Raw genomic sequence first — 20,700 nt, forward strand, 5'->3', positions numbered from 1 at the left:
GCGCGGTCGCAGCCACCCCGGACCCGCACATTCCGGATCCGTGCGAGCTCCTACCGCCGCCCGGACAGCCCTCGGTCGACGGTGGCCATCAGCTCGCCGTCGTCCGTGTCCCCGTCCAGTGACCAGAACATCGCACCGCCGAGCCGGTGGTCGCGGATGTAGGCGGTCTTGGTGCGCAGGACCTGCGGGTCGTCGTACGTCCACAGTGTGGTGCCGTCGAACAGCCAGGCGCTGCCGTCCCGGACGTTGCGGTGGACCTTGTACGTACCGGATTCGGCCAGCTTCTTGAGGGCCTTGTAGTCCTCGTAGCCTGCGGCCCAGGTGCCGGGTGCGGGCCCCGCGGCGGGCCGGCCCAGGCCGTCACCGCCGCCGGTCACACCGGTCCAGCCCTGACCGTAGAACGGCATTCCCATCACCAGCTTGCGGGCCGGGGCGCCGCGTTTCAGCCAGTCGCGCACGGTCCGGTCGACGCTGAAGTCGCCCTTCGCGTACAGCGCGGACTGCTGGGCGGTGGTCTTCTCGCCCGAGACGTGGAAGTCGTAACCCTGGAGGTTCACGAAGTCGAAGTCCCGCATGATGCGCGGGACGTCGAAGCCCGCGTCGATCTTCTCGGGGGACGCGGGGACGAACGCCGAGAGGTCGTAGTGCTTGGGCTTCGAGCCGTGGCCCCGGCCCTTCTGGCCCTTCTGGCTCTTCGCGTAGGCGTCGAGCTGGGTGCGGAACTCGTGCACCAGGGCGGTGAAGTTCCGCTTGTCCTCTGGCCGGTACACCGTGTCGGTGTCACCGGCGGATCCCGGCCACTCCCAGTCGATGTCGACCCCGTCGAAGAGGCCGGCCGCGGCGCCCTGCCCGCCCCGGGTCCCGTCCAGCGGCAGGTTTCCCTTGATGTACAGGTCGATGCAGGAGGAGACGAACGCCTTGCGGGAGGCCGCGGTGCGGGCCGCGTCCGAGAAGTGGGTGGACCAGCTCCAGCCGCCCAGCGAGATCATCACCTTGAGCCCGGGATGCCTGGCCTTGAGTTCGCGCAACTGGTTGAAGTTGCCCGCGAGGGCCTGCTCGTCGGTGTCGGCGACGCCGTCCACCGAGCCTGCGGCGTCCAGCGGACGGACGTAGTCCGCCCACGCGTCCGCCTCGCCCGGAACGTTGCCGGTGAAGCACTTGCCGTCGGCGCCGACGTTGCCGAAGGAGTAGTTGACGTGGGTGAGCCCGGCCGCCGTACCGCTCGTCTCCAGGTCCTTGACCTGGAAGTCGCGCCCGTAGACGCCCCATTGGGTGAAGTACCCGACGCGCTTGTAGGCGGGAGCGGAGGTGTGGTGACCGCCGCTCCCGCGGTCCTTGGTGTGACTCGTGCTCTGGTCCGTGCCGAGGTTCTTGCCGTGCCCGGCGGCGTTGGCGGTGGGGGTGACGGCTGTTGCCAACGAGAGGGCGCAGGCGGCAATTGCCAGCGCGGACAGGGTTCTTCGACGCATGGGGCCCATTCCTGTACGTGTGCCGAGAGGTGCGTGAGCCGTGCTGTGTGGAGAGGAAGTTATTGGTCTGGACCAAATCAGGTCAAGGGGTGAGGCGAATACGGCCCCGAGTCGCGCGCCGGGGGCGTGGCGGGGGGTGGTCGCACGCGCCCCGGCGGCTCGCGCCGGGTATGCGCACGTCGGGGGCGAATCATCACTTCGAGTGAATCTCTGGCCTGCGCTTGCGGTCCGGAACCGACGGTTGCGACGCTGTTGCAGTCTGTCAACCTCTTGGGGAGTGGCCTGTGACTTTCGGTGAGCAGCCCGCCTATCTGCGCGTTGCCGGCGATCTGAGAGAGAAGATCGTCAACGGTTCGCTGCCGCCGCATACGCGATTGCCGTCGCAGGCGCGGATCCGCGAGGAGTACGGGGTCTCCGACACCGTCGCGCTGGAAGCGCGCAAGGTGCTGATGGCGGAGGGGCTGGTCGAGGGCCGCTCGGGCTCCGGTACGTATGTGCGCGAGCGCCCGGTCCCGCGCCGGATCGCCCGCTCCGGCTTCCGTTCGGAGACCGGCGCCAGCCCGTTCCGGCAGGAGCAGACGGCGGAGGGGGCGCGGGGGACCTGGGAGTCCCGGAGCGAACAGGAGGGGGCGAGCCCGGAGATCGCCGAACGGCTCGGGATCGAGCCGGGCGACCGTGTCATGCGGACGCGCTACGTGTTCCGGGAGGCGGGCGAGCCGATGATGCTCTCGACCTCCTGGGAGACCCTCGCGGTCACGGGGCGCACGCCGGTGATGCTGCCGGAGGAGGGCCCGTTGGGCGGCTGCGGGGTGGTCGAGCGGATGGCCGCGATCGACGTGGTCGTGGACAACGTGGCCGAGCAGGTCGGCGCACGCCCGGGGCTGGCGGAGGAGCTCCTGGCGCTCGGCGGGGTGCCGGGGCACGTCGTGATGGTGATCGAGCGCACGTACTACGCATCGGGGCGGCCGGTCGAGACCGCCGATGTGGTGGTGCCCGCCGATCGCTACCGGATCGCCTACCACCTGCCGGTCAGGTGACCGGCCGGCGAAGGCCGCGTCCGTGGCCGACGGCCCGTACGCGGAAGCGCTGTTCCTGCTGGGCGCACCGAGCCCGGAGGTGTGATTCCTGTCAGGTGACCGATACCCGGCGGCGCCCGTCCGGCGCCCGTGACGACAAGTTAACGCCCGCTCCGGTCCCTTGACAGCCGGGCAATCGTCACCCGCGCTGGCTTGTCATGTCCTGCTCCTAACTTCCCGTTCGAACCGCACGCCGGACTGCCGAACGGGAAGTCACCGATGACGGACACAGCCCCACTCAAGACGGCCGGACCTCCCGAGGCGGCTGCTGCCGCCCCGGGGGGTCCGGAGGGCGGAGCCGACGCCCCGCCGCCCAGGCGCAGTTACGCGAGGCTCGCCGCCGACGAGAGCCGCGAGGACTACTCCCTCCGCTACGCACCGCACTCGTATCGGCGCTGGTCGCCCGGCGTGGTCGCGGGCACCGCGCTCGGCGGGATCGCCTAGCTGGCCGACTTCGCGATTGGCGCCTCGATCGGCGAGTTGAAACGGGCCTGTCTGTACGCGGTGAACCCGGCGGGATTCGGCGCGATGGTGATCGCCTCCGCCGTCTCGATCCTCGCCTTCTTCGGACTGTTCGGTACCTACGCGGAAGCCTTCTCCACGTTCCTCGCGGCCGGGCTCTCGCTGACCCTCTGTCCGCTGATCGTCTGGGCGGCCCGGGGCAGGTACTACCTGGCCCGCCCCAATCCGGTGAACGGTCCGGGAGTCGAGGTCGCGGACATCACCGCCACCCACACCTGCTCGGTCTGCGAAACGGCCTACGAGCTGCCGGACATCGCCGACTGCCCCGTGCGGTCCGGGCCGATCTGCTCGCTCTGCTGCTCGTTGGACGCGGAGTGCGGGGACATCTGCCGCAAGGAGCCGGCCGGTGTCCCGGTCCTCATGCCGATGCCGATGCCGGTGCTGCGCGCGGAGGCGTAGGGCGTCCGGTGCGGCGCGAACCGACCAGGGGGCGCATCCAGTTGGATGCGCCCCCTGGAGTTGGTCCACTCCTGGCCGGATCCGTATCTCTTTGTGCAATTGCGTATTCGTTCCGTGAAGGTCAGGCGTACGCTCGGGCATATGCGTACTGCGGTTTCCTGGGGATCCTTAGAAACATGCACGCCGTTCAGGGGAGGGGCGCAATGCTCGGGAAGAGCACGATGAGCGACAGCGGTGCCGTGCTCCCGTGGCTGGTGATACGGCAGGACGACAACGGCAGCCGCTACCGCGTGGGCAGGTACGCCACGCAGGACGAGGCGCAGCGGACCGCCGACAAGCTCGATGAACGCGGACACGAGCAGCTCTACTGGGTCGAGCGCGTCGGGCAGACCGCGCGGCCGTAGTGCGCCGGTCAGGCCGGGGTCGCGCCTCCGGTCCGGCCGGAGCCGGGTACTACGCTCCGGTGCATGAGTGATCGCGTGGTGGTGGCCGGGGCTGTCTACGACCGGGGGCGGCTGCTCGCCGCGCGCCGTAGCGCCCCGCCCGAGCTGGCCGGCCGCTGGGAACTGCCCGGCGGCAAGGTGGAGCCGGGGGAGAGCGGCGAGCAGGCGCTCGTGCGCGAACTCCGCGAGGAGCTCGGCATCGAGGCGGAGCCACTGGAGCGCATCCCCGGTGAGTGGCCGCTGAAGCCCGGCTATGTGCTCCGGGTGTGGACGGCCCGTCTGGTGTCCGGCGTGCCCGCGCCGCTCGAGGACCACGACGAGCTGCGCTGGCTCGGCCCCGGCGAGAGCGACACCGTCGACTGGCTGGATCAGGACCGGCCCGCCGTCGCCGAAGCCGTACGGCGACTGCCTGGCGGCGCACACCACTGAGCGGGGTGCCTGCCGTGCGGCGCGCACCGATGGGCCCGTGCGCCCTTTCTCTGCGCGCACACCCGTTCGTGCGCATGGCCTTACACCCGTACGCCCCACGTGTCGGCTCCGTGCGGTATCCCGTGATGAATATCGGGTATGTCATGTTTAACCCCCGTAAACAGGACGTTCCCCGCTGCTGGTCTTGGGAAGTGATCGGCGTGATCGATACCGAAGGCGACCGCGCCGAGTGGAGCTTTCCGGCTGTTCCCGGTGCCGTGCGCACGGCCCGGCACGCCGTCCACGAGACGCTGTGCGGCTGGGGACTCGACGCGGCGGTCGGGGATGTGGCTGTACTCCTGGTCAGCGAGCTGGTGACCAACTCCATGCGCTATGCCTCGGGGCCGATCGACGTGCGACTGGTGCGCCCTCGTCTCGACGGTGACGGCCCCGCCGTTCACCCCGGCCTGCTGGTGGAAGTCTCCGATCCGCTTCCGGATCCGCCCACCGAACGTACGGCGGGACCCGATGACGAAGGCGGCAGGGGACTGCAACTCGTGGCCTGTTCCGCCCGGCGTTGGGGGATCCGGCACGGAAAGAGTGGGAAGACGGTGTGGTTCGAGCTGGCCCTGCCTGGTTAGGAGTGGGGTGGGACGGTCGGCGATCACCAGAGGTCATACAGAACCTGGCTGAAAGGGACTGAGACCGTGCTGTGATCGTGAACGCCGTGTCGGTGAGGGCCGTAGTGCTGAATACTGCGGGCAGGACCGGTCCGGTGTGTGAGCTGGAGGGGACGGTCGCGTGAGCGAAATACCTGGGACAGCGGGCGACGTCGTGTGGCAGAGCAGTCCGCCTGGCTCGATCTACGACTACATCAGGGTCGCCTCCTTCTCGATCGGCCCCGATGGTCTGATCGAGCAGTGGAGCCGCCGGGCCGCCGGCCTCTTTGGCGTTGCCGCCCACCAGGCGGTGGGCAAGGACCCGGTCGAGGCCTTCATGCCCGGCGAGCTGCGCCGCGACGGGCATCGCCGGATCGGCGAGGTGCTCGACGGCAAGGAGTGGACGGGCCTCGTCCCCTTCCGGATGCCGGGCGAGGACGGACTGCACGGGCTCGCCGAGATCTATGTGATGCCGAGTGAGACGGCTACGGGCGAACGGGCCGCAGTCTGCATTGTCGTGGACGTCCGCGCGCTCCGCGGCATCGAGACGGACCTCGCTGCCTCGCAGGCGATTTTCGGTCAATCTCCCTTCGGTTTCGTGCTGTTCGACACCGACTTCACCGTTCTGCGGGCCAACGATCGCTTCGCCACCGTCTTCGGCGGCCGGGCCGACGACCACCGCGGCCGCACCGTTGACGACTATCTCGCCGGTACGGAGGCCGACCGGCTGGCCGCCACCCTCAGCCGCGTCCTGGCGACCGGCGAATCCGTCACCGACCTCCAGCTCGTCGGCACCGCCCCGGGTGACACGGAGCGCCGCCACTGGTCGATGAACCTCTACCGGGTGCACAGCGGAACGGGCCGCCCCATCGGCGTCGCCGGACTGGCCACCGACGTCACCCGGCGCCATATCGCCGCCCGCGAGGCGGCCAGCGCCAGGCGCAACCTCGCGCTGCTCAACGAGGCCAGCGCACGCATCGGCAACTCCCTCGACCTGGAGACCACCGCACGCGAACTCCTCGACGTCGCCGTACCGGGCTTCTGCGACCTCGCGTCCGTCGACCTCTACCAGGCGCTGGTCACCGGCGAGGAGGCGCCGCCGGGCAGTTGGAGCTCCCTGCGCCAGGAAGCGGTCGGCGGCTCCGCCGAACTGCGCCGCGTCGCCTTCGCCAGCGCCGTGTCGGACGCCATGCCCGACACCGACCCCGGCCTCGCCGGTGACGCCCCGCCCGCCGGGACGGCCGCCGGACCGCCCGCGCTCGGCGCGGTGCACCGCTACCCGTTCAACTCGCCCTGCGCCGTGGCCCTGCGCACCGGCCATGTCGAGGACGTACCCGGCGACGACCGCGGATTCGTCCAGTCCACGTTCGCCGTGCCGATGGTCGCCCACGACACCGTGGTGGGCCTCGTGCAGTTCTCCCGTACGAAGGGCAGCGAGCCCTTCGGCGAGCGGGACCGGGCCCTGGCCACCGAACTCGCCGCCCGCGCCGCCGTCTGTATCGACAACGCCCGCCTCTACCGGCGTGAGCACGAGCGCGCCCTGATACTCCAGCGCAGCCTGCTGCCCCCCGGCGACCCCGAGGCCGTCGGCCTCGACATCGCCTGCCGCTATCTGCCCGGCAACACGGCGACCGAGGTGGGCGGCGACTGGTTCGACGTCATCGAGCTCCCCGGGCACCGCACCGCCCTCGTCGTCGGCGATGTGATGGGACGCGGGCTGCGCGCCGCGGTGGCGATGGGGGAACTGCGGACCGCGGTGCGGACCCTGGCCCTCCTCGACCTGGAACCCGCCGAGGTGCTCTCCGCGCTCGACGAAGTCGCCCGGGGCCTCGGCAGCCCCGGGGGCAGCACTTCGTCCGACGGGATCGGCGGCGCCCAGTGGCCCTCGCGGGCCGCCCACAAGTCCCGGGAGGCGGACCTCTCCGAGGTCTATCTGGCGACCTGCATCTACGCCGTCTACGACCCGGTCACCCGGCGGTGCACCTTCGCCAACGCCGGCCATCTTCCCCCCGTCGTGGTCGAGCCGGGTGAACCGGCGCTGCTGCTCGACGTCCCGCCCGGGATGCCGCTCGGCGTCGGCGGCGAACCCTTCGAGGAAGTCGCGGTCGAACTCAAGGAGGGCGCCCTCCTCGCCCTCTACACCGATGGCCTCGTCGAGTCCCGGGACCATCCGCTGGACGAGGGTCTCGAAGCGTTGCGCGGCGCCCTCGTCGAATCCGCGCGGCCTCTCGAGGACGTCTGCGACCGGGTGCTGAGCACCCTCGACACCCGCCACGGCGAGGACGACATCGCCCTGCTGATGGCCCGCATACAGGGGCTGCCGGTCGAGGCCGTTGGCGACTGGCGGCTGCCCCCGGAACCCCGCTCGGTCGGCCGCGCCCGCGAGCTCGCCCGCGGCCAGTTGCTCGCCTGGGACCTCGACGACCTGGTGGACACCACCGAACTGCTCGTCAGCGAGCTGGTCACCAACGCCCTGCGGTACGGCGAGGGCGAGATCCGGCTCAGGCTGCTGCGCGACCGCACTCTCGTGTGCGAGGTGTGGGACGCGGGTCTCGTCCAGCCGCGACGACGGCGGGCACGCGACACGGACGAGGGCGGTCGCGGTCTGCAACTGGTCGGGCTGCTGAGCGCGGCCTGGGGATCGAGGCGGACGCCGCGGGGCAAGACGGTCTGGTTCGAACTGCCGCTGCCCGACGGCCGGCCGGCCGCGGAGCGCTCGGTCGAGGAGCTTCTGAGCATGTTCTGAACAGGGCCCCGACCGGGCCCGAGAGGCCCGGACTCATGAGGCCGTCTTCAGCGCGGCGAGACGCGCCTCGACCTCGGCGCTGGCCCCCAGCGTGTCCAACTGCTCGAACTGGGCGTCCAGGGACGACGCGGCAAGCTCCTGCTTCCCCACCGCCTTCGCCTCCTCGCGCCGCACCTTGTCCTCGAACCGGCTGATCTCACTGGTCGGGTCGAGGACGTTGATGTTCTTGACGGAGTCCATCATCTGGTTCTGCGCCTGGGCGGACTTGGCCCGTGCGACCAGCTCGTCCCGCTTGGACTTCAGCTCCGCCAGCTTGGCCTTCATCTGGTCCAGGCCGGACTTGAGCTTGTCCACCACCTCCGTCTGCGAGGCGATGGTGGGCTCCGCGGTCCTCGCCTCCTTCTCCGACTGGAGCTGCCTGCCGAGCGCGACCTTGGCCAGGTTGTCGAACTTGTCGGCGTCGGCCGCCGATCCGGCCGCCCGCAGCTCGTCCGCCTTCCGGCTGGCGGCGAGGGCCTTCTCGCCCCACTCCTTGGCGGCCCCGACATCCTCCCGGTGGTCCTCCTCCATCAGCCGCAGATTGCCGATCGTGGCGGCCACGGCCTGTTCGGCCTCCGAGATGTTGGTCGTGTAGTCGCGGATCAGCTGGTCCAGCATCTTCTGCGGATCCTCGGCCTGGTCGAGCAGCGCGTTGATGTTGGCCTTCGCCAGCTGGGTGACGCGTCCGAGAACGGTCTGCTTGGTCATGGCACCTCTCCAGTGTGTCCAGTGCTGCGTATGCGTCCTGGTGGTACGAGTGATCCGCACCCTGCCGCCGTGTGCGGGGCGGTCAGAACCGGCCGCCACCGCCCCGTCGGCCACGGGTGCCCCCGCCGCCGAAGCTGCCCGGCCCGCCGCCCCCGCCGAACCCCCCGCCGCCGAGGCCGCCCCCGCCGAATCCGCCCCCGAACCCGCCTCCTCGGCCGCCCCCGCCCAGGAGCCCGCCGAGGAGGATCCCGCCGAGGACCGCACCCCCCATGCCCCCGCCGCCCTGTGGACCGCCCGGACCGTTTCTGTTCCCGTACGCCCGCACGTCCTGCTCGGCCGCGCCCTGGGCCTGCCTGGCCAGCGAGTCCGCCTGGTGCGCCTCGGCCAGTGCCCCCTGCGCGTCATCCGCACCGGCCAGCTCGCGGGCCCGCTCCAGCCTTCGCTGCGCCTCCGCCAGCCGGGTCCGGGCCTGGCTGCCGACCGCTCCCCGGTTGGTGCTGATGTAGTCGGCGGCGGCGCCGATCGCCGAGCGCGCGGTGAGCATCGCCTGGTCGAGGAGCGAGCGGGCCCGCCGGTTTCCCTGCTCCTGCTCGCGCGCACCGGCCAGCGCCTCGTCCAGGGCGGCGTCCGCCTCCTCCACCCTGCGCAGCGCGTCGATCGGGTCGTACGGACCGGCCCGTAGCTCCTCCCGGACATCGCGGACCACGGACCGCGCACGGGCGATCCGGCCCCGGAGGTCCGCCGTGGACACCCCTTCGGCGGTGCCTTCCAGCAGCCCGCCCGCGTCGGCCAGGTCCGTCTCCGTCTCGGTGAGCGCGGCCGGCAGCTTGCCCGCCGCCTCCTCGACCTCCCGGGCGCGCCGGTCGACGGCGTCGACGAGGGTGGCCGCCTGGCCGACCGCGCCCTCGGCGGCCCGTACGTACACCGCGGCGGCGGCGCTGTCACCGCCGTCCACCGCCTGCCGGGCCTGATTGAGCGACGACGTCGTGAAGACGAGCCGGTCCTTGGCCTGTTCGATGTCGCCGGCGACGGGGGCCGAGGCCGACTCCGCGTAACGGCTGCGCAGCGAGGCCAGGGTCGCCTCTGCCGCCGAGGCCCGGCCGGCGAGCGAGCGGAACGCGGTCTCGGCCGCGGCGACTGCCTGCGGGGCGTTGCGTTCGAGCGCGCGGAGCCGGTCGAAGTCCTCGGAGACCGCGTCCAGGCGCGCGTTGGCGTCCTCGCAGCGGCTGATGATCTCGTCCAGCATCTGCCGGCGGGTGGCGTCGTCCTCGGGGAAGGCGTCGTCGAGCTGCTGGCGCAACCGGAACGCGGCCGTCAGCTCGCCCTTGGCGTAGGCGACGGCCTCGGTGAACGGTGCCGCGGCCTCTTCGCCGAACTGGGCCGTGGCGAATCCGAGCTCCTCGTCGCTGGTGCGGACCGCGTCGTCCGTGTCGACCAGCGTCTCCTTGGCCCGTGCGTCGAGCTCCGGCAGCGGAGTGGGCGGTTCCGGTGGCGTGCTCCGGCCGGTGCCTCCCGGCCCCCAGCCGGTCGCACCGGGCGTCGTACGGGTGGCGGTACGCCGCTTGCGCCGGGTGTACGCGTAGGCGGCCGCCGCCCCGGCTCCGACGACGACCACGATCGGCAGGACCAGGTCCCCGACGCTCGTCCCACCGGAGTTCCCCGTCCCCGGGTCGTCGGCCCCCGGGGTGATCGTCGGAGTGGGCACGGCCGCGCCGGTCAGGACGGCTGAGTAGCCGTTGGCGGCCCCGATCGCGGCCCCCGCCCAGTCGTTCTCCCTGAGCGCCGGCTCGATGGCGGTGCTCGCCACGTCGTGGAGCTGGGCGTCGGTGAAGCGGGAGTCCTGGTCGACCGAGTACGCGTACTGCCGGTCGTGGGTGGCGACGGCGAGCAGGATGTCGTCGCGTCCGAGCCCGTTGCGGTTGGCCGTGTCATCGGCCCAGCTCTGTGCGGACCGTCCGGAGAAGTCACGGACGTACGCCACGAAGAGCTGGACGCGGCGTTTGTCGTAGAGCTGGTCGAGTGCGGAGACGACCTGGGCCCTGCGGTTTCCCAGCGCGCCGACCTTGTCGGTGATCTGTCCGTCCCTGGACAGCGTGACGGGGTCCTCGGCGCGTGCGGTCAGCGCGGCGGGAAGGGCCAGCCAGCACACCGCCATCAGGACGGCGAGCAGGGCCCGGCCCGGTATGAGGGTCCGGGTTCGGCTCACAGGCGAGATCACGTTTGTGAGGCTATGTCCACGTTCGGTGACCCGCGAGCCGGAGATGATCCACGTTCGGTGACCCGCGAGCCGGAGAGGTGGCCCATGGCGGGCCACCCTCCCCGGCCGCGTCGGGCGGTCCCGCGCGGGGCTCAGATGCTGGAGCGCTCCTTGGCGAGCAGCGGCCGGACCCGGGAACGGAACCCGCCGGTCCGGAACGGCTGCTGGAGGAGCCACGGCCGGATCGCCTGGGCCAGGGCTGCGGCGATCATCCCCTGGTCGAGGGCGAGCCGGCAGTCGCTGACCCGTCCGGTGGAGAGGTTGACGGAGTCCGGAACCCGGATACGGCGGAGGAGAGCCGCCCGGAGGGTGGTGCTGCGCCCGCGGCGCCGGTTTCGGGTGTGGCTGCCGGCGTGGCCCGAGCTGTGAGGCTCGGGCCACGCCGGGTGGATCGGCGCGAGGTCCGGCGGCCGTCAGGTACCGCCGGTCCCCGCACGGTCGGGAACCGTCAGGAGTTCCCGGTCAGGGGGCCGACGTCAGCCGGCGATACGCGGCAGCGTGCGGGTGCGGCCCATCTCGCCCAGCCAGGCGGCGGACGGCTTCGGCAGCCGCTCGAAGGTCTCCGGGTCCCAGCCGATGAGGCCGAAGGTCGGCGCGTAGGAGCCCCACTCGTAGTTGTCCAGGGCGCTCCACGCGAGGTAGCCCTCGACGCGCAGGCCGTCCTGGATGGCGGAGGCGACCTCGTTCAGCGCACCGGTGTAGTAGTCGATCCGGCGGCTGTCCTCGTCGGTCGCGATGCCGTTCTCGGTCACGATCAGCGGGACGTCGCGGCCGACGACCTCGGCGGTGTGGCGCAGCGCGTGGCCGACGGCGGAGGGGTAGTACTCCCACTGCGTGAGGGTGCGCTCCACGTCGTCGGCGGTGGGGATCGGTCCGTCCGGGCCGATCCTGGTCCGGGTGTAGGACTGCACCCCGATCCAGTCGTCGCCGCGGGCGGCCTCGATGAAGATGTCCTCGCGGGGGTGGCGGTAGGCCGCGGTGACCTCTTCGGCGCCGGGGAGGGCCTGGTAGACCTGGTTGGCGATGGTCCAGCCGACCTGGATGTCGGCGTTGATCGCCTTGACCTCCTTGACGGCCGCGTGGTGGGCGGCGATGACGGCCTGGCTGGTCTCGTCGTCGGGGGTCGGCAGACCGGCGGGCGGGAAGCCGATGTCGCCGCGCTTGGCCTGGCCCGCCATCACGGCGATCATGTTCGGCTCGTTGATGGTGCAGACGTGGCTGACGCCTTCGCTGATCACCGGTGCGCAGGCCGCGACGTAGCGGGCGAACAGCTCGGTCGCGCCCTCGGCGGTGAAGCCGCCACGGGCCTCGAACCACTGCGGCACGGTGAAGTGGTGCAGGGTGATCATGGGACGCAGACCGCGCTCGATGGCGCCCTCGACCATGCGGCGGTAGTGGGCGAGCTCGGCCCGGGAGAACTGCCCCTCGGCGGGCTCGATACGGGCCCACTCGATGGAGAACCGGTAGTCGGTGAAGCCCAGCCCGGCCAGCACGTCCATGTCCTCGTGCCAGCGGTGGTAGCTGTCGCAGGCGTCCAGGCTGGGCTCCTGGATGTGGGTGCCCGCGGTGTGCTCCTTGACCCACCAGTCGCTGTTGGTGTTGTTGCCCTCGATCTGGTGGGCGGCCGTGGAGGCACCCCACAGGAAGCCTTCGGGGAACGGGACCTGGGTGTGAGTCATCGCAAACTGTCTTTCTGGGTGCGGGAAGGGGTGTGGCCGGCGGGATGTGGGGCGCGCGGCCTCGTACGTGCCGATGCGGCGGCCGGGGGCGGGGCAGGGCCGCCCCCGGGAACGGACTACTTCATGCCGGCGGTGGCGATGCCCTGGGTGAAGTGCCGCTGGAGCGCGATGAACACGACCAGGACCGGCAGCACGATCAGGAAGGAACCGGCCATCAGCATGCCGTTGGATCCACCCGCCTTGTTCGGGTCGGTGGCGAAGGTGGCCAGGGCGACCGGAAGGGTGTACTTGTCGGGGTCGTTGGTCGCGATGAGCGGCCAGACGAAGTTGTTCCAGGAACCGAGGAACGTGAAGATCGACAGCGTCGCCAGGGCGGGCTTCACCAGCGGTATCACGATGCGCCAGAAGATGTACCACTCGCCGGCGCCGTCCATCCGGGCCGCTTCCAGCAGCTCGTCCGGGATCGACTGCATGAACTGGCGCATGAGGAAGACACCGAACGCCCCGGCGGCGAAGGGCAGGACCAGCCCGGCGTACGAGTCGATCAGCTGGAGCTTGCTCATCAGGACGAAGAGCGGCAGCAGCATCAGGTTGCCGGGCACCATGAGGGCGCCGAGAACCAGACCGAAGATCTTGTTGCGGCCCGCGAACCTCAGCTTGGCCAGGGCGTACCCGAGCATCGAGCAGAACACCAGGTTCGACACGGTGACCAGCACCGCCACGATCACCGAGTTCATGAAGTACAGCGGCAGATCGAGCTTGTCGAGCAGGTCCCGGAAGTTGTCCAGGGTCCATTCGGTCGGGATCCAGACCGGCGGGCTCGCGGTCAGTTCGCTCGTCGTCTTGAACGAGGAGAGGGCCATCCACAGGAACGGCGCCGACATGATCAGCAGACCGAGCGAGAGCAGGACGTAGACGAAGATCCGCTTCACGGACCTGGGCTGCTTGACCCCGACCTTCGGCCGGTCGTCCCCGTCGGGCTTCTTCGACGGCGCCGTCGAGACGGCGCCCGGTGCATTGGTGGCGCTCATTTCGTGTTGTCCTTCAGCAGTCGGAGCTGCAGCACCGTGATGCCCATGATCACTACGAAGAGGACATACGCCATGGCGCTCGCATAGCCCATGTGGAAGAAGTTGAAGCCCTCGCGGTACATGTTCAGCGAGACGGTGAGCGTCGAGTCCGAGGGCCCGCCCTGCGTCATCACGAAGGGCTCCTCGAAGACGTTGAGGTAGCCGATCGTGGTGATCACGGTGGCGTAGAGCATCGTGGGCCGCAGAAGCGGGACGGTGATGCCCCTGAACTCCTGCCAGAGGCCGGCGCCGTCCAGCCGCGCCGCTTCCCGCACCTCGGTGGGGATGGCCTGCAGGCCCGCGATGAAGAGCACCATGACCGTGCCGACGTTGCGCCAGACCGCCATCGCGATCATCGACGGCATGGCGAGCGTCTCGGAGCCCAGGAAGTCCGGAGCGGTGAGGCCCACTTCGGAGAAGAGGCCCGCGACGAGACCGTCGCTCGGGTCCAGCACGAAGCGCCAGACGACGGCGACGGCGACGATGGTGGTGACGACCGGGGCGTAGAAGCCGACGCGGAAGAAGGTCCGGGCCCGGTCGATGCCGTTGTTCAGCAGTACGGCGACGACCAGTCCGAGGAGGATCGTCAGCGGGACGCCGACGACCACGAAGTACGCCGTGTTGAAAAGCGACTTGAGGAACTTCTCGTCACTGAACAGCTTGGTGTAGTTCTCGAACCCGATGAAGTTCGCGTCCAGCGGGTGCGTCACGTTGCGCAGCCCGAAGTCCGTGAAGCTCATCACCAGGGTGGCGATGATCGGGACGGCCATGAACACGAGGAAGAGAACCAGGAAGGGAGTGGAGAACAGCCAGCCGGCCATGTTCTGCATACCCAACGAGGGCTTCCTGCGCATACGCGAACCCTTGGGCCCGGCGGCCGGGGACTCCGCGGTCCCCGGTCCGGCCTGCACCTTGGCCGACTCTGCGGCCTTTCCGGTCGTGGTGCTCATGGCTCCTACTTCACGAGGCCTTCGATCTGGGACTGCGCCGTCTTCAGCGCGTCCTCGGCGGAAGCCTTGCCCTGGGTCACCTTCGCGATGGCCTGGTCGACCTTGTCGGTGACCTCGGTCCAGTTGGGCAGCGACGGGGAGGACTTGGCCGTGTCCATCTGCTTCTTGAAGATCTGCAGATCGTTGTCGTCGGCGAGGTCACCGGAGGTCCAGGCGGAGGTGTTGGCCGGCAGGTCCTTGGTGCGCTTGTACCAGTCGGCCTGGCCCTTGGTGTCCGTCAGGTACTTGATGAACCGGGTGGCCGCGGCCTTGTGCTCGCTGTCCTTGGAGATCACCAGGGAGGAGCCGCCGGCCATGGAGACGGAGGACTTGTCGGCGGGGACGTTGGCCACCGCCCACTTGCCCTTGAGCTGCGGCTGGCCCTCGTTCAGCAGGGTGACGTGCCAGGGGCCGCCGAAGAACATCGGGACGCGGCCGTTGCCGAAGTCCTTCACCACGTCGTAGCCGGGCTGCACGGACTTGTTGGAGAGCCCCTTGGAGAAGTACGAGCCGTACTCCTTGAGCGCCTTGACGGCCTCGGGGCTGTCGATGACGGCCTCGCCCTTGTCGTTGACGATCTCGCCGCCGGCCGAGTACAGGAAGGAGTAGAAGTTCTGCACCGTGTCCAGGCCGCTGGGCTGGATGGACAGGCCCCACTTGGTGCCCGCCTTCTTCTGGTAGGCGGTGGCGAGGTCCTGCATCTCCTTCCAGTCGGTCGGAGCCTTGGTGATGCCGGCCTGCTCGGCCAGGTCGGTGCGGTAGTAGAGGACATGGGTGTCGACGTACCACGGCACGCCGTACGCCTGGCCGTCCACCTCGCCCTGCTCCCAGCCGGACGGGAAGAAGTCCTTCTCCTGGAAGGACTTGGTGTCGACCGGCTCCAGAACACCGAGCTCGGAGAACTCGCCCAGGTAGCTGCCGCCCATCTGCGCCACGTCCGGCATGCTGCCGGCGGCGGCCGCGGAGACCAGCTTCTGGTGGGCGACGTCCCAGCCGACCGGGGTCACCTTGACGGTGATGTTCGGATTGGCCTTCTCGTAGACCTTGGCCACATCCGCGAGCTTCTCGCCCTCGGCCCCCATGGCCCAGACGGTGAGCGTCTGCTTCTTGTCCGCGGCGACGTCGTCGCCACCGGAGCTGCCGCACGCGGTGAGACCGAGAGTGAGCACGACGGCTATACCGATGCCGGTGGAGGCGGTTCTGGCGGTGCGGGGCATGGAGGGCTCCTCCTTGAGCAATCCGGATGTATGCGCTGCCTGTAAGCGCATACATCACTGTGCGGCAGAGATTCGGGAATCCGCAAGAGGGGTCTAGGTCACACTCGTGCAACGTATTGGACATCTGAATGTTCAACTTGGAACGGTAAGTGTGGTGTTTGTGAAAAAGAGAGCGATGTGACCGATTTCGCATGGTTGACGAAGGGGGGCGTCGGCGGCCTGGAGTGCGGGGCGGGGGAGGGATATTGTCGTGATCATGTCTTCATTCGTGCATGATTTCCCTTTTGACCCGGCTTACGGGCGCACGCTCGACGACCTGACGGCCATCCCCGCACCTCCCGCGCCGGACGGTTTCGCCGACTTCTGGCGGGCCCGGTACGAGACCGCTCGCAAGGTCGCCACGGAGCCGGAGATCGGACCCCTGGAGGACGAGCGCGACGGCGTCCGGATCCATGGAGTGACCTTCACCTCGGTGGGCGGGGCGCGTCTGGGCGGCTGGCTCGCGCTGCCCGCGGACGGACCGGCCCGCCACGGGTTCGTCATCGGCCACGGCTACGGGGGCCGGCAGGAGGCGGGCCGCGATGTGCCGCTGCCGCTGCCCGGGGCGGCCGCGATCCTGCCCTGTGTACGGGGGATGGGGGCGCGCGGCCAGGTGGCGGGCGTCCCGGACGTCGCCGACGCGCATGTGCTGCACGGCATCGAGTCACGTGAGACGTATGTGATCGGTGGCTGCGTGGCGGACCTGTGGTGCGCGGCGTCGGCCCTGCACGAGCTGGTCCCCGAGCTGGCGGGGGCGGGGCCGCTCGGCTACCTCGGGGAGAGCTTCGGCGGAGGCCTCGGTGCGCTGGCCCTGCCGTGGGACGACCGCTTCGGCGCCGCGCAGCTGACGGTGCCCACCTTCGGGAACCATCCGCTGCGGCTCACGCTGCCGTGCGTGGGCAGCGGGGAGTCGGTGCGGGCGTACCGCCGGGAGCGCCCCGCGGTCACCGAGGTGCTGAGCTACTTCGACGCCGCGACGGCCGCGGGGTTCCTGGAGCTGCCGACGCTGGTGGCCGCGGCGCTGTTCGACCCGTCCGTGCCGCCGCCGGGGCAGTTCGCGGTGTACAACGCGCTCGCGGGGGAGCGGGAGTTGCTGGTGCTGAGCGCGGGGCACTTCGAGCACGCGGGGTCGGCCGAAGAGACGGCCGGGCTGGTCGCGGAGCGGCGGCGGTTCTTCGGGGAGCGGCTGCGGGGGTGACGGGGGGATGGGCCGGGCGGGCCGGTTGGGCTGTCGCCGGGTCCCGTCCGGCCCCACGCGGTTCTGCCCGTGCCCGTCAGCCGCAGCCGCAGCTCCTGCGGCGGATCAGCGAGACCGGGAGGGTGAGCGAAACCGGTTCGCGGCTCGCGTTGTTCAGCCGCTGCACCAGCAACTCGACCGCCTGCTCTCCCAGTTGACGTATCGGCTGGCGCACCGTCGTCAGCGGCGGCTGGACGATCCGGCTGAGCGGGATGCCGTCGAAGCCGGTCACCGCCACGTCCTCCGGCACCCGCACACCGCGTCGCGCCAGTGCGCGCAGGGCGCCCACCGCCATCTGGTCGTTGGCGAAGAGCATCGCCTCCGGCCGCTGTCCGCCCCCGTCCAGGAGCCGTTCGGCGGCTCCCGCGCCCTCGGACTGCGTCATCATCGTGGTCCGTACGGTCGGCGCGTCCGGCGCCGCGATCCCGGCGTCCAGGCATGCCTCCCGGAAGCCGCGGAACCGCGCCTCCGCGTCCGGTGAGTCGGTGTCGCCGCCGATGAAGGCGAGCCGGCGCAGCCCGTGGTCCTCGATCAGGTGACGGGTCAGTTCGCGTTCGCCGTCGACGTTGGCGACGACGATGTGGTCGAGGTGGTCGATCTCGCGAGGTCCGGCGAGCATCACGACCGGCAGCCGGCGCGATATCACCTCCAGGTCCTCGGTCGGCACCGTCTGCGCCAGTACGGCGAAGCCGTCGACCCGGCCCGCGACCTTCGCGACCAGGCTCTCCGGCCCGCCCTCCAGCGATGCCGCGATCAGCAGGGCGTACCCGTGCCGCCGCGCGGCCCGCTCCATGCCGCGGATGATCTGGTCGGAGTAGAGCATCACCGCGTCGTCGGCGTCGCTGTCCGCCTCGGCGTCGGCCTCGGCGTCCGGGTCGGCGTAGTCGGGGAAGCACAGCCCGAGCACTCCGGTGGTGCGGCTGGCCAGTCCCCGGGCGTTTCCGCTCGGTACGTAGCCGAGCTCGCGCGCCGCCTCCAGGACCCGTTCGCGGGTCTGGGCGCGCACCGAGTCGGGGGTGCGGTAGACCCGCGAAACCGTGGCAATGGAGACGCCGGATCTCTCGGCGACGTCGTACACCGTTGGGGCGCTCACTCGACCGACCGTCCGCTTCTTCTTCCGTACCGACCCGTGTCGACATGCGCCGACAGACACCTTATGAAAGCGCATTCACCCTAGATCGCGGGCCGGATGCGAGCAAGGTCGTGTCGGAATCGACAGGCTACCTTGCAAGATGTCCTGTGCATCTTTATGGTGGGGCGCATGACGCGACCGCCCGGTACCACCCCCGCCGACCCCACGGCCGAACAGGTCGCGAACGACCTCGCGGCCGTCGTCGGCAGGCTGCTGCGGCGGCTGCGTTCCTCGTCCTCGGAGAGCCTGCTCACGCCCACCCAGCGCTCGGTGCTGGCCCGGCTGGACGACGGAGGCCCGGCCACCACGGCCGCGCTGGCCCGCGCCGAGTTCGTACGCCCGCAGTCCATGCGGCTGACCCTGCGCGTACTGGAGGAGCAGGGGATCGTCGAGCGGGCGCCAGATCCGGACGACGGACGCAAGTCGGTCATGTCGATCACCGGCGCCGGGCGCACGACGCTCGCGGAGGTCCGGGCCGCCAAGCGCGACTGGCTCGCCGAGGCCATCGCCGCCGAACTCGACGGGGCCGAGCGCCGCACCGTCGCAGAGGCGACCGCCCTCCTGGACCGCCTGGTCGGTTCATGACCGGACGCGACACGGTCCCCGAGGCGATACCCCAGGTGCCACCGGCACCGGCACCGGCGGCCACCGGAACACAGGAGGCGGTCGCGCCCGGGTTCAGTGGCCGGCTCACCGCCCCGCTGCTGATCGGCTCGCTGCTCAACCCGCTCAACACCACCATGATCGCCACCGCTCTGGTGGCGATCGGACGCCACTTCGAGATCGGCGCCGCCGACACCGCGTGGCTGATCTCGGTCCTGTATCTCGCGAGCGCCGTCGCTCAGCCCGTACTGGGCAGACTCGCCGATGTGCTCGGCCCCCGCCGTGTCTTCCTCGTCGGGCTGGTCGTCGTCATCGCCTCCGGCCTGGTCGGGACGGTGGCGCCGGGCTTCGGCTGGCTGATCGTGTCCCGGCTGCTGCTCGGCATCGGCACGTCGGCCGCCTATCCGGCCGCCATGGCGGTGCTGCGCGACGAGTCCGCCCGGGTCGGCCGGCCCACCCCGCGTTCCGTCCTGGCCAGGCTCTCCTTCGCCGCGCTCGGCAGCGCGGCCGTCGGGCCCACGCTCGGCGGGCTGCTGGTCATGGTCGTCGGCTGGCGCGGCATCTTCGCCGTCAACGTGCCGGTCGCGCTCATCGCCTTCGGTGCCGCTCTGCGCTGGATCCCGGCCGACCCGCCGCGCGGACGCGCGGCCGACGGCAGTACGCCGCGGCTCGACCTGGACCCGCTCGGCATCGGGCTCTTCACCACCGCGCTGACCGTGCTCGTCTTCTTCCTGCTCGATCTCGCGCATCCGATGTGGTGGCTCCTCGCGCCCTTCGCGGTGCTCACCGCCGCCCTGGTGCGGTGGCAGCTGCGCCGCCCGGACCCCTTCGTCGATCTGCGGATGCTCGCGGGAAACGCCGCGCTCTCACGGACGTATCTGCGGCACGGAGTCAGCTATCTGCTGATCTACTGCGTGATGTACGGGTATACGCAGTGGCTGGAGGAGGCCCGGGGCTATTCGTCCGGGCACACCGGTCTGCTGATGCTGCCGATGTCCGTCGCCGCACTCGTCTGCTCGCTGCTCGGCGCCCGTACGAAGGGCATGCGCGGCCCGCTCGCCCTGGCCTGCGTCCTGCTCACCGTCGGGGCAGGCGTGCTGATGTTCCTCTCCGGGGACACCCCGCTCGCCGTCCTGCTGCTCGCCGGGGCCTGCTTCGGCATCCCGCAGGGGCTGATCGGCACGAGCAACCAGGCGGCCGTCCAGCTCTACGCCCCGGCCGAGTCCATCGGCTCCGCCGCGGGCCTCCAGCGCACCGCCCAGTACATCGGGGCCATCACCGCGTCCAGCCTGATCGCGCTCGCGTACGGGCGGTCGGCCGACGACCGCGGCCTGCACCTGATGGCCGGGGTCGCCGCCGTACTGGGCGTCCTCCTCACCGTCCTCACCGTCACCGACCGCGCCCTGCGCGGCCGTACCTGAAAACCGTCCCGCACCACTCAGCGAGGAGCACCACCATGAGCGCCACCACTCTCGACCCGAAGACCGCGCTGGTCGTCGTCGACCTGCAGAAGGGCATCACCGGTCTGCCGACCGTCCACCCCAGCGCCGATGTCGTCGCGCACGCCGCGACGCTCGCCGACGCGTTCCGGGCCAAGGGCCTCCCGGTCGTCCTGGTCCGCGTCACCGGCGGCGCCCCCGGCCGCACCGAGGGCCCCGCCCGCTCCGGGCAGCCCGCCGCCGACTGGGCCGACATCGTCCCCGAGCTCGGCCCGCAGGAGGGCGACATCGTCGTCACCAAGCTGACGTGGGGCGCCTTCCACGGCACCGACCTCGACCTTCAGCTGCGCCGCCGCGGCGTCACCCAGGTCGTGGTGGCCGGGATCGCGACCAGCATCGGCGTCGAGTCCACCGCCCGCTCGGCGTACGAGTACGGCTACCACGTCACGGTCGCCACGGACGCGGTGACCGACATGAGCGCGGAGGCCCACGAGAACAGCGTCGAGCGGATCTTCCCGCGCCTCGGCGAGACCGACACCACCGCCGCGATCATCAAGCTGCTGGGCTGA

18 protein-coding genes and 2 pseudogenes are annotated in these 20,700 nt (G+C 70.7%); 11 read left to right on the top strand and 9 right to left on the bottom strand.

Annotated elements, in window-relative coordinates; translation table 11 throughout:
• Nucleotides 1–50: 50 nt before the first annotated feature.
• Complete coding sequence (locus tag ACIQM0_RS04800) at nt 51–1,469, bottom strand: glycoside hydrolase family 18 protein (protein ID WP_401283582.1); 1,419 nt, start codon at nt 1,467–1,469, stop codon at nt 51–53.
• A 284-nt stretch (nt 1,470–1,753) separates the two neighbouring features.
• On the opposite strand from ACIQM0_RS04800, the gene ACIQM0_RS04805 reads away from it, so the two are divergent.
• The 7 genes and pseudogenes from ACIQM0_RS04805 (at nt 1,754) to ACIQM0_RS04835 (ending at nt 7,722) form a co-directional block, all read left to right on the top strand.
• Nucleotides 1,754–2,506: a GntR family transcriptional regulator gene (locus ACIQM0_RS04805; RefSeq protein WP_362955739.1), complete on the top strand. Its 753-nt coding sequence runs from the start codon at nt 1,754–1,756 to the stop codon at nt 2,504–2,506.
• A 258-nt stretch (nt 2,507–2,764) separates the two neighbouring features.
• Nucleotides 2,765–2,989, top strand: coding sequence for a hypothetical protein (locus ACIQM0_RS04810; RefSeq protein WP_401283584.1), 225 nt, complete (start codon nt 2,765–2,767; stop codon nt 2,987–2,989).
• Nucleotides 2,990–3,022: 33 nt separating this feature from the next.
• Nucleotides 3,023–3,466, top strand: a pseudogene (locus ACIQM0_RS04815) (hypothetical protein); the annotation flags it as partial.
• Between the two features lie 203 nt (nt 3,467–3,669).
• A complete protein-coding gene (locus ACIQM0_RS04820) occupies nt 3,670–3,870 on the top strand; it encodes an SPOR domain-containing protein (protein ID WP_401283586.1) in 201 nt (66 codons plus the stop codon).
• Nucleotides 3,871–3,933: 63 nt separating this feature from the next.
• Nucleotides 3,934–4,338 carry a (deoxy)nucleoside triphosphate pyrophosphohydrolase gene (locus ACIQM0_RS04825; protein ID WP_385037643.1) on the top strand — a complete coding sequence of 135 codons (405 nt, stop codon included), beginning with the start codon at nt 3,934–3,936 and terminating at the stop codon, nt 4,336–4,338.
• Nucleotides 4,339–4,529: 191 nt separating this feature from the next.
• Nucleotides 4,530–4,958, top strand: a complete 429-nt coding sequence (locus ACIQM0_RS04830) for an ATP-binding protein (RefSeq protein WP_401283588.1) — start codon at nt 4,530–4,532, stop codon at nt 4,956–4,958.
• A 193-nt stretch (nt 4,959–5,151) separates the two neighbouring features.
• Nucleotides 5,152–7,722 carry a SpoIIE family protein phosphatase gene (locus ACIQM0_RS04835; protein WP_401284149.1) on the top strand — a complete coding sequence of 857 codons (2,571 nt, stop codon included), beginning with the start codon at nt 5,152–5,154 and terminating at the stop codon, nt 7,720–7,722.
• A 33-nt stretch (nt 7,723–7,755) separates the two neighbouring features.
• Here the strand turns inward: ACIQM0_RS04835 and ACIQM0_RS04840 are convergent, their stop codons facing one another.
• The 7 genes and pseudogenes from ACIQM0_RS04840 to ACIQM0_RS04870 form a co-directional block, all read right to left on the bottom strand.
• Nucleotides 7,756–8,469: a PspA/IM30 family protein gene (locus tag ACIQM0_RS04840; protein ID WP_363027527.1), complete on the bottom strand. Its 714-nt coding sequence runs from the start codon at nt 8,467–8,469 to the stop codon at nt 7,756–7,758.
• Between the two features lie 82 nt (nt 8,470–8,551).
• Nucleotides 8,552–10,675, bottom strand: a complete 2,124-nt coding sequence (locus tag ACIQM0_RS04845; protein ID WP_401284151.1) for a TPM domain-containing protein — start codon at nt 10,673–10,675, stop codon at nt 8,552–8,554.
• A 143-nt stretch (nt 10,676–10,818) separates the two neighbouring features.
• Nucleotides 10,819–10,998 (bottom strand): annotated as a pseudogene (locus tag ACIQM0_RS04850) (hypothetical protein); the annotation flags it as partial.
• A 204-nt stretch (nt 10,999–11,202) separates the two neighbouring features.
• Complete coding sequence (locus tag ACIQM0_RS04855; protein WP_401283590.1) at nt 11,203–12,405, bottom strand: glycoside hydrolase family 1 protein; 1,203 nt, start codon at nt 12,403–12,405, stop codon at nt 11,203–11,205.
• 116 nt (nt 12,406–12,521) lie between these two features.
• Entirely contained in the window at nt 12,522–13,436 is a 915-nt protein-coding gene (locus tag ACIQM0_RS04860) for a carbohydrate ABC transporter permease (protein ID WP_401283592.1), read from the bottom strand.
• Nucleotides 13,433–14,425: a carbohydrate ABC transporter permease gene (locus ACIQM0_RS04865; protein ID WP_385037625.1), complete on the bottom strand. Its 993-nt coding sequence runs from the start codon at nt 14,423–14,425 to the stop codon at nt 13,433–13,435. The genes ACIQM0_RS04860 and ACIQM0_RS04865 overlap by 4 nt, the downstream gene beginning before the upstream one ends.
• 5 nt (nt 14,426–14,430) lie before the next feature.
• Nucleotides 14,431–15,681, bottom strand: coding sequence for a sugar ABC transporter substrate-binding protein (locus tag ACIQM0_RS04870; protein WP_401283593.1), 1,251 nt, complete (start codon nt 15,679–15,681; stop codon nt 14,431–14,433).
• Nucleotides 15,682–15,937: 256 nt separating this feature from the next.
• On the opposite strand from ACIQM0_RS04870, the gene ACIQM0_RS04875 reads away from it, so the two are divergent.
• Nucleotides 15,938–16,918 carry an acetylxylan esterase gene (locus tag ACIQM0_RS04875; RefSeq protein ID WP_401283595.1) on the top strand — a complete coding sequence of 327 codons (981 nt, stop codon included), beginning with the start codon at nt 15,938–15,940 and terminating at the stop codon, nt 16,916–16,918.
• 76 nt (nt 16,919–16,994) lie between these two features.
• Here ACIQM0_RS04875 and ACIQM0_RS04880 read toward each other — a convergent pair whose 3' ends face one another.
• Nucleotides 16,995–18,050 (bottom strand): LacI family DNA-binding transcriptional regulator, encoded by a 1,056-nt coding sequence (locus ACIQM0_RS04880; RefSeq protein ID WP_401283597.1) that lies wholly within the window; start codon nt 18,048–18,050, stop codon nt 16,995–16,997.
• Nucleotides 18,051–18,218: 168 nt separating this feature from the next.
• On the opposite strand from ACIQM0_RS04880, the gene ACIQM0_RS04885 reads away from it, so the two are divergent.
• From ACIQM0_RS04885 to ACIQM0_RS04895, 3 genes are read left to right on the top strand one after another with little or no spacing between them, the layout of a single operon-like run.
• Nucleotides 18,219–18,674 (top strand): MarR family winged helix-turn-helix transcriptional regulator, encoded by a 456-nt coding sequence (locus ACIQM0_RS04885; RefSeq protein ID WP_401283599.1) that lies wholly within the window; start codon nt 18,219–18,221, stop codon nt 18,672–18,674.
• Entirely contained in the window at nt 18,671–20,113 is a 1,443-nt protein-coding gene (locus ACIQM0_RS04890) for an MFS transporter (RefSeq protein WP_401283600.1), read from the top strand. The genes ACIQM0_RS04885 and ACIQM0_RS04890 overlap by 4 nt, the downstream gene beginning before the upstream one ends.
• 35 nt (nt 20,114–20,148) lie before the next feature.
• On the top strand, nt 20,149–20,700 hold the full coding sequence (locus tag ACIQM0_RS04895; protein ID WP_363027547.1) for an isochorismatase family protein: 552 nt from the start codon (nt 20,149–20,151) through the stop codon (nt 20,698–20,700).

Origin of the sequence: Streptomyces sp. NPDC091387 (assembly GCF_044756945.1) — a bacterium.
Lineage (GTDB): Bacteria > Actinomycetota > Actinomycetes > Streptomycetales > Streptomycetaceae > Streptomyces.